The sequence below is a fragment of the Haloferula luteola genome, from assembly GCF_014201715.1.
Classification (GTDB): domain Bacteria; phylum Verrucomicrobiota; class Verrucomicrobiia; order Verrucomicrobiales; family Akkermansiaceae; genus Haloferula; species Haloferula luteola.
In genome coordinates this window covers 21,321-28,244 of the sequence record NZ_JACHFD010000037.1, presented here as the reverse complement: position 1 = coordinate 28,244, position 6,924 = coordinate 21,321, and the positions used below count along the sequence as shown (strand labels likewise).

Below are 6,924 nucleotides of genomic sequence, written 5' to 3'. Positions count from 1 at the left end.
TTCCGGTTCGCTGTCCAAGGCCGAAGCCCCTCAAGCCGAAGGCATCATGCACGTCCCGCATCATTCCTCAAGCAATTTAACGAAGTAGAATTAGTTCAGTGTCTTTATGCAGCATCCCTTGCGGGGAAGATGACGGTTAGTGGCCCCACGGGCTCGGCCCTGCGCCCAGTGCCGCAAGGCTGCGATCTTCCCGTCCATCAGCTGGGCGAGCGGCACGATCCTGCCCATGGCCTCACCGACGTCGGCCATCGTCGGTTCCCGGTCGTTGTCAAAGGCCGTGTGGAGCGCATCGATGAACGCCGCCTCGATCTCTGCCCCGGTGAATGACTCACTGGCACGAGCAAGCACCACTGGATCGAAGTCGGTGGGATTGCGGCCATGGCGCTCGATCACGATGTCCCAGATGTGGGCACGCTCCCTGGCATCCGGCAGATCGACAAAGAACAGTTCATCGAACCGTCCCTTGCGCAGGAATTCCGGCGGGAGCTGCGAGACGTCATTGGCCGTCGCCACGACAAACACCGGCTTCTGCTTCTCTTGCATCCAGCTGAGGAAGGATCCGAACACCCGGGACGAGGTGCCACCATCCGTGCTGCCGCCGGAGCTACTCCCGGCAAAGCCTTTCTCGATCTCGTCGATCCACAGTACGCAGGGAGCGATCGCCTCGGTCGTCTGGATGACCGTGCGCAGGTTCGCCTCGCTCTGGCCGACGATGCCGCCGAACACCCGCCCCATGTCGAGGCGCAGTAGAGGGAGCTGAAGAGCGCCGGCCGCTGCCTTCGCCGTCAGGCTCTTGCCGGTCCCCGGGATGCCTACGATCAGCAAGCCTTTGGGCGCGGGGAGCCCGTAGCTTCGGGCGGCCGTGCCGAAGGCACGCCGCCGCCCGGAAAGCCAGCGCTTGAGCTCGTCGAGTCCGCCGATGTCATCGAGTCCGGTGCCGGCTTCGATCACCTCAAGCAGCCCGCCACTCTTGAGTCGGCTGGCCTTTTCCCGGGCAACGATCTTGGGATCGATGGTCCCGGCCTCGACCAGCGACAGGGCAAAGACATTCTCCGCCTCGATCGTGGTGAGTCCAAGCGCCGCTTGCAGGACGGCCTCGCGGGTGGCGTCCGCCGGATACGTGTCACCCCCGGAGCCCAGGATGCCGTTGAGAACCGCACTGAGTTGTTGGGTGTCTGGCAACGCCAACTCGATCCGAGTCAGCTCATGTTCAAGTTCCGGGGGCAGCTTCGAGCGACAGCCGGTGAGGATCAGGACGTGACCAACGGACTTGGCGGCCCGCAGCAGGTCCTTTATCCGCCGGACAAGAAGCGGATCGTTCTGGTCGAAATACGGTTGGAAATCGCGAAACAGAACAACCTGAGGCGAGTCGCTTGAGAAGATGCCTTCGACAAGCTGCAGGGCTTCGAGCGGATCGGAGCAGGGGGAGGCACGCGATTCCTTGATGTCAACGAGGCCGTCGGTCGACGACCAGGCATGGAGGTAACGGTCGAGTTCGGCGCAGGCCTCGGCGACTTCAGCCTCGGCTCGTACTTCTTCTGGAGACACCAGGATCAGGCCGGGATAGCCGGCCCGCAGGTAGGTGATTAGGGAAATGAAATTCATGGGGGTAGTTGGTGAATGAGTGGGATTGGGGGGTGTGGAAGGTGCGGGGTGAAAAACAGAAGACCCCGGCTCCACGAGGAAACCGGGGTCTGCGTGCGGCGGGGGGGCGGGAAAGACACAGACTATCAGCGTTATTCACTGGCTTCGAGCGAATTGTATTCGTCGCAGGGATCGGAGATCGGAGCGGGGGCAGATGCTTCGGCAGGAAAATATGCGATCACGTTCTCGTGGCGGATCGCACGCGTCCATTCGACGCGCCACTCCCCGTGACGGAACTCGATCTCCTTTTCAGTCGGGGCTCCCTGATCGTCACCGAGCCGAGGTGGGCGTCGTAGCAAACGAGATCAGCCTTCAGCCAATGTCCGAGCGGATCCTTCAGGAGCAACTCGACCCGTTTGATGAGCACATGGTTGGCACTTATGGAACTCGGAAGCCCGTCGGCCACCGCGATGTTTGCCCGGTATCCTCCGTCGCTGGCGAACACCGGGAGCGGGAGACCATCAGTAGGGCGACCATCGCAGCAAACCATGTGAGACTCTTCATCGTCTGCGGGTGAAGTAGGAGTCATGCTCCCCGAACATCAGATCGGGCAAAAGTCTCATGCTGATGACGAAGGTCCCGGACTTGGGGACCTCACGCAATCCCAGTCCTCGGTCGACGAGAAGGATCCTCCCGGTGAAGGTGTCATACTCCTCGATAGGGGCTGAGATCACCGTGTGGTCCACCTGATTGAGAAAGTGTCCCACCGGTGCTGGCCCCGACCGGTTCTGGAGGTTTGTGTCCTTGCGGGGAAGCGAGGTGTCGATGATGATCTCAACTTCGGAATACTCACCCTTGCCGGTGTAGAGTTCACGCGGAGGTGATTCGGGCGTTCCGGATGGCTCGGGAAGCTCTTCTCCCATGTAGCTTCCCGGTATCAGCCGGTTGGTCACGAAGAGAATCCCATCCTTGAGCTGGCCGAAGTCTCCAGTAGTCGGATCGCGAACCACGAAGTGCCCGGCAGCCACATCGTAGCGAGCGCAATCGAAAGGCAGCCAGAAGACCAGCGTGAGGAAGTTCGGGTCGTACATCAGACCATAGACCCTCACGTCAGGTCGTTGGGAAACATCGGCTAGTTGGTGAGGGAGTCCGGGCTCCAGAATCGTGAAGACCTTCTTCTCGGTCTTGCCGTGGTAAGTGGATCGACCCTCTGCCACGGCGATTACTTTTTCCTGAACCCGCTTCGGCAGTTTCGAAACGAAGGGATTTTCGGCCAGTCCCGGGACCTCATGGGGTTCCCGGAGCTCGGACCGATTTGTTTCAAGCGTGTCAGATTCGACGGGCGATTCGCGATCATTGTTCCGGCGATCGGTGATCAGGATCCAGATGAGCGCGACGGCCCCGGTCAGGAGGCAGGAGAGCAGGGTGATGACATCTCGTGATTTCATGAAGAAGGGAGGTTGGTCATCGATAGCGATCACAGAGTTTGAGGAGGGCCTCCAGCGTCTGACCGACGTAGGCGTTGGTGTCGCCGTTCTTGATGTTGCCGACCGCCTCGGCAGCGGATCGCAGGTCGGAGCTGCATTCTCGCCAGTTTGTCTTGTCCACGGCGGCGATAAATCGAATCACCGTGTCATCCGCACTCTGACCGTGGACCACCAGCTTCGCGACCTCATAGGCTTCATCGAATTCCTGAATAGCTCGCTGGTTGCCTGCGAACTGTCGTTGGGCGCGAGCATGCTTTGATACCGCCTCACGTTCGTAGTGGGCCTGCATGAGCGGGTTCGGCCGTGGTCCTCGGGGATGAGCCTGAAGATAGTTCCAAACGGCGCCAGAACAAACCACGACGGAGAGAATGGAAGCGAACCATCTCGGGTAGGCCTGAATGAGGCGGACGAGAAAGTCGCCGAATACAGAGGCCTTTCGTTTCAAATCAGTGCGATTCATCGGTCGGGATGTTGAATTGTCACTTCTCGACCCGGGTGAGCAGGAACATGCCCCGGTGGGGGACGGTGACCTCGCCACCCGGGATGGTGCGGATGTAAAGTAAGCCGGTCTTCGCGTTGTAGGCGTCGACCGATATCGGGATCCACTGTGCCTCTTGATCTGACATCGAGACTTCGGCGTAGGCGTGAAACTCGGGATCGCTCAGCAGGTCGGTAGCCAGCAGATCCATGTCCCTGTCGATCACGATCCAGACATCTCGGTAGTATGACCCTTCTCGGATCACGCGATCGGCCTTCTTCGGGCCGTTCTGATGGATGCTACGGATCCGCCCGGAATCCGGCTCTTCGTCCTGAACTTCCAAGGCCATCTGGTCGAGGGTATACACGAGATTGGCGCTAGTCGGTGGATCGTCTGAGACTTTCGGGGCGACGGGTTCCGGAGAGAGGACCATTTCCTGAGCCACTGGTTCTTCAGCGACCGATTCATTGGCGGCCGGTTCTTTCACGGTCGTCTCCGTCGACACCTTCCGAGGTGCCTTCAACAGAATCGTAATCACAACTGCGGCGGTGACGAGTAACGAGGAAAGCAGCACGATGATGTCACGGGGTTTCATGTCTTCTTGGGGTTGGATCAGTTGAGTTCATCGAGGATCTCGTTTCTGCGGGCCTCCAGCTTCCGGTAGCGGTTGCTGAGCTGTTCGATCGAGTGGGCGGCAACATCGTATCGCCGGGAGGCACTGACCACCGTGTCGATGCCCTCATCGAGGGTTTCGTATTCCCCGGAAGTCAGGCCGTATCCGGCGGAGAAGCTTCCGGTGGTGACCTTGAAGGCGGCCTGGTCCATGCGGGCGAGGTGCTCCTGAGTCTGGAGTTCGATTGAGAGCATCTCGCTTTCGATCTCTCGGAGTTCTGAGCGAAGCTCGCTCTTGCTGGGGCCGCAGGCGGCGAGTAGTCCAGCCAGAAGCAGGACAGAGAAATTTGATTTCATAGGCTGATGAGGGTCGGAGGAGAATGGTGCGATTGTTCCGATAGCGGAGCAATACATCGAATTTTGGTGGTTATGGTCAAGCTCCGCTAGTGGAGCAATGGAGAGTGGACAGCAAAACCTTGTCGGGACCCGGGTCAGGAAACTGCGCCTGGGAGCGGAGCTGTCCCAGGAGACCTTTGCTGCCCGTTGTCAGACACAGGGCTGGGATGTGAGCCGTGGGACCTTCGCCAAGATCGAGGCAGGCCTGCGACGGGTGACCGACGCCGAACTGGTGATCATGGCGAAGGTGCTCAGGTGCTCGGTGGAGCGATTGCTGGAAGGGCTGACCTCCAAGGAGATCAGCCGTGTGCTGCGGCAGGGGGAGTAACTCCCGGTTGCAGATGCTGGCGTTCCCAGTCGAGGCAGGCGTCCCGCGAAGCATCGCAGTAGAGCCGACCTCCGAATGGAACGGATCGCACCTCCCAGACCTGCCACTCGTCATCGAAGGTGATCTCGGTGGCGCGAACGACTGTCAGCCGTCCGAGCTCACGAAGATCGATGGCGTCGGTGTAGAGGCAGTCGATGCAGCCGCTCGGATCAATCCGGAGGGTCGGGGCGATCATGCGCCACCTCCTTCCACGATCTGCCGGACGACCAACGATTGCTGCCGGTGCTCGGGCTTGAACTTGCGGCCGCTCGTCTTGCCGAGAGCGGCTTCAATCGCCATGGTCGCCGCCTCGCACCCATTGCCCTGAAATCCGATGGCTTCGACAACGATGTCGCCGGTCGGAGACACCCGGACTTGGATGCTACGGCTCACAACGTACCTCCTTCCAGCGTGAGGAGAACGGATCCATCCTCCTCGACCCGGCAGGAGGTGCGCAGGCCACGGCGGCGGGCAGTGCGTAGCGTTTTGTGAACACCGTAGCTCTGGAGCAGTCGTCCGTATCCCGGACCGACCTCGCGCGCGACATGCCCGTCCCACCAGTCGGTGGTCAGGCCGAAGCGCCCCGGTTCCTCGGGCACCGGATCGACAGCGATGTCGTAGGGGCCCTTCAGCACGATCGTGCAACGGGCTTCCCGGGTGATGCCGGCATAGCCGCGGCAGGGCGTGTTGTCCGCAAGCTCGAGGTCGAGTTCGACGCAGGCATCGCGCAGCGCCTCGAGGTCACGGATTTCAGTCTGAATGGAAGTGAAGTGGGACATGATGTCGTTTGGTTGGTTTGGTGGTTGGAGAGCACAAAGGGCTGCTCCGGTTGTGGAGTAGCCCTTTGTGCTGGTTTCGGGAGGATGTCGGGAGCGGAGAAAGTGCTTCTAGGTCGAGTTCGGTCTTGGTGGTGGGAGTGGGGGAGATCAATCCGGCATACTGGGGAGAGTGTGCCCCTGGTAAGCTGTAGAGGGCCAGTAACGCCCCCATTACGTTTTTGGGCGGCTCAACTGACGATCGCCAGCTTGCGTCCGCCGAACTGGCCAAAACGGGAAATGACATCCCGAGCGTCGTTCTGCGCCAACTGCACCGCGCTCTCGCGCAGGCGGCTGAGGCCATTGGTTAGCGAGTCCATCGCCCCCGGGGTGTTTCGGTAATCCTCGGCATTGCGGCCGAGCAGGTCGCGACGGAATCGATCGAGCGTCGATTCGAGCTGTGAGTCGCCCGCGAAGTTCAGCGACCGGAACTGGTCGATGAACCCCGTCAGCCGATTGAGTGTTCGCTGGTGCACGCCGCCCTCGCCACCGTTGATGGTGGCAAGCACTTCGCTTGCGAGCTTGGCCGTTTCTTGGCGCAGCGTGGTCACACTCTCGCGGATGAAGCCGTCGAGGTCGGATTGGAGCCGCCGTCCTGCGTCCTCCGCAATGCGTCGGCGCTCGTCGGCAATCTCCAGTTGTTCGATCGACTCGGCGACATCGATCCTCAGATTTTCGGGAGCCGCGACCTGAAACAGCCGCGTGTCGAACCCGAACCGGCGGGTGATTTCCCCGGCCGGGGGAAACGACTGTTCGATGGTCGCCAACAGGTGCTCGGCACTGCCATTGAGGTGGTCCGCCACCTCGCGCCACTCGACCAGCGCCCGCGCACGCAGGTCACCGTAGCCGGCAACGAAGTCGAGTGTTGCTTGACGGAACTCCTCGCGCAAACGGTCGAGGCCGTCGCTGAGGGCCAGCAGCCGCGGGTTGGGGACAAAACGAGCAATGCCGCCGAGGAACGGGAAGCTCGCCGTCTCGACCATCGAGTGGGCCCGGCTTTCGATCAAGGCGAAGGGTTGCAGAGCCTCGCGGGGAACGAGACGCTTGTGACCGAGCTGGATCAGCCGGTCGGAGACGTGATCCGGATCCAGACCGAGGTCTTCCGGTTTGAGTCGCTTGCAGCCCCGCCAGTAGCGGATGCTGGTGTTACAAAGCACTCCCCGTCGACATACTGCTTCTAGGAGT

The 6,924-nt window shown here is 60.9% G+C and carries 12 protein-coding genes; 2 read left to right on the top strand and 10 right to left on the bottom strand.

The window, feature by feature from the left end:
- Window positions 1-90: 90 nt before the first annotated feature.
- Both HNR46_RS19730 and HNR46_RS19725 read right to left on the bottom strand, forming a co-directional pair.
- Complete coding sequence (locus HNR46_RS19730) at window positions 91-1,605, bottom strand: AAA family ATPase (RefSeq protein ID WP_184022307.1); 1,515 nt, start codon at window positions 1,603-1,605, stop codon at window positions 91-93.
- A 131-nt stretch (window positions 1,606-1,736) separates the two neighbouring features.
- Entirely contained in the window at window positions 1,737-1,943 is a 207-nt protein-coding gene (locus HNR46_RS19725; RefSeq protein WP_184022305.1) for a hypothetical protein, read from the bottom strand.
- A 20-nt stretch (window positions 1,944-1,963) separates the two neighbouring features.
- Between HNR46_RS19725 and HNR46_RS19720 the strand changes: the two genes are divergently transcribed.
- Complete coding sequence (locus HNR46_RS19720) at window positions 1,964-2,161, top strand: hypothetical protein (protein ID WP_184022303.1); 198 nt, start codon at window positions 1,964-1,966, stop codon at window positions 2,159-2,161.
- Here HNR46_RS19720 and HNR46_RS19715 read toward each other — a convergent pair.
- Genes HNR46_RS19715 through HNR46_RS19700 form a run of 4 tightly spaced genes read right to left on the bottom strand, consistent with a single transcriptional unit; the run spans window position 2,145 to window position 4,518 of the window.
- The gene (locus tag HNR46_RS19715; RefSeq protein WP_184022302.1) at window positions 2,145-3,032 is read right to left on the bottom strand and encodes a hypothetical protein; all 888 of its coding nucleotides are present in this window, start codon (window positions 3,030-3,032) and stop codon (window positions 2,145-2,147) included. The two genes, HNR46_RS19720 and HNR46_RS19715, sit on opposite strands and share 17 nt — an antisense overlap.
- 16 nt (window positions 3,033-3,048) lie before the next feature.
- Window positions 3,049-3,531: a hypothetical protein gene (locus HNR46_RS19710; RefSeq protein ID WP_184022299.1), complete on the bottom strand. Its 483-nt coding sequence runs from the start codon at window positions 3,529-3,531 to the stop codon at window positions 3,049-3,051.
- A 19-nt stretch (window positions 3,532-3,550) separates the two neighbouring features.
- Window positions 3,551-4,144: a hypothetical protein gene (locus tag HNR46_RS19705; RefSeq protein WP_184022296.1), complete on the bottom strand. Its 594-nt coding sequence runs from the start codon at window positions 4,142-4,144 to the stop codon at window positions 3,551-3,553.
- A gap of 17 nt (window positions 4,145-4,161) precedes the next feature.
- Window positions 4,162-4,518, bottom strand: coding sequence for a hypothetical protein (locus HNR46_RS19700; RefSeq protein ID WP_184022293.1), 357 nt, complete (start codon window positions 4,516-4,518; stop codon window positions 4,162-4,164).
- Window positions 4,519-4,615: 97 nt separating this feature from the next.
- Here HNR46_RS19700 and HNR46_RS19695 point away from each other — a divergent pair, with 97 nt between their 5' ends.
- Window positions 4,616-4,885 carry a helix-turn-helix domain-containing protein gene (locus HNR46_RS19695; protein ID WP_184022289.1) on the top strand — a complete coding sequence of 90 codons (270 nt, stop codon included), beginning with the start codon at window positions 4,616-4,618 and terminating at the stop codon, window positions 4,883-4,885.
- On the opposite strand, the gene HNR46_RS19690 is transcribed toward HNR46_RS19695, so the two are convergent.
- The 4 genes from HNR46_RS19690 to HNR46_RS19675 form a co-directional block, all read right to left on the bottom strand.
- Window positions 4,857-5,120 (bottom strand): hypothetical protein, encoded by a 264-nt coding sequence (locus tag HNR46_RS19690; protein WP_184022286.1) that lies wholly within the window; start codon window positions 5,118-5,120, stop codon window positions 4,857-4,859. The two genes, HNR46_RS19695 and HNR46_RS19690, sit on opposite strands and share 29 nt — an antisense overlap.
- Window positions 5,117-5,317 carry a DUF2997 domain-containing protein gene (locus HNR46_RS19685; RefSeq protein WP_184022283.1) on the bottom strand — a complete coding sequence of 67 codons (201 nt, stop codon included), beginning with the start codon at window positions 5,315-5,317 and terminating at the stop codon, window positions 5,117-5,119. Before HNR46_RS19685 ends, HNR46_RS19690 begins: the two co-directional genes overlap by 4 nt.
- Window positions 5,314-5,703: a DUF1257 domain-containing protein gene (locus HNR46_RS19680; RefSeq protein ID WP_184022280.1), complete on the bottom strand. Its 390-nt coding sequence runs from the start codon at window positions 5,701-5,703 to the stop codon at window positions 5,314-5,316. The genes HNR46_RS19685 and HNR46_RS19680 overlap by 4 nt, the downstream gene beginning before the upstream one ends.
- Window positions 5,704-5,930: 227 nt before the next feature.
- The gene (locus HNR46_RS19675; RefSeq protein ID WP_184022277.1) at window positions 5,931-6,896 is read right to left on the bottom strand and encodes a DUF3150 domain-containing protein; all 966 of its coding nucleotides are present in this window, start codon (window positions 6,894-6,896) and stop codon (window positions 5,931-5,933) included.
- Window positions 6,897-6,924 lie beyond the last annotated feature (28 nt).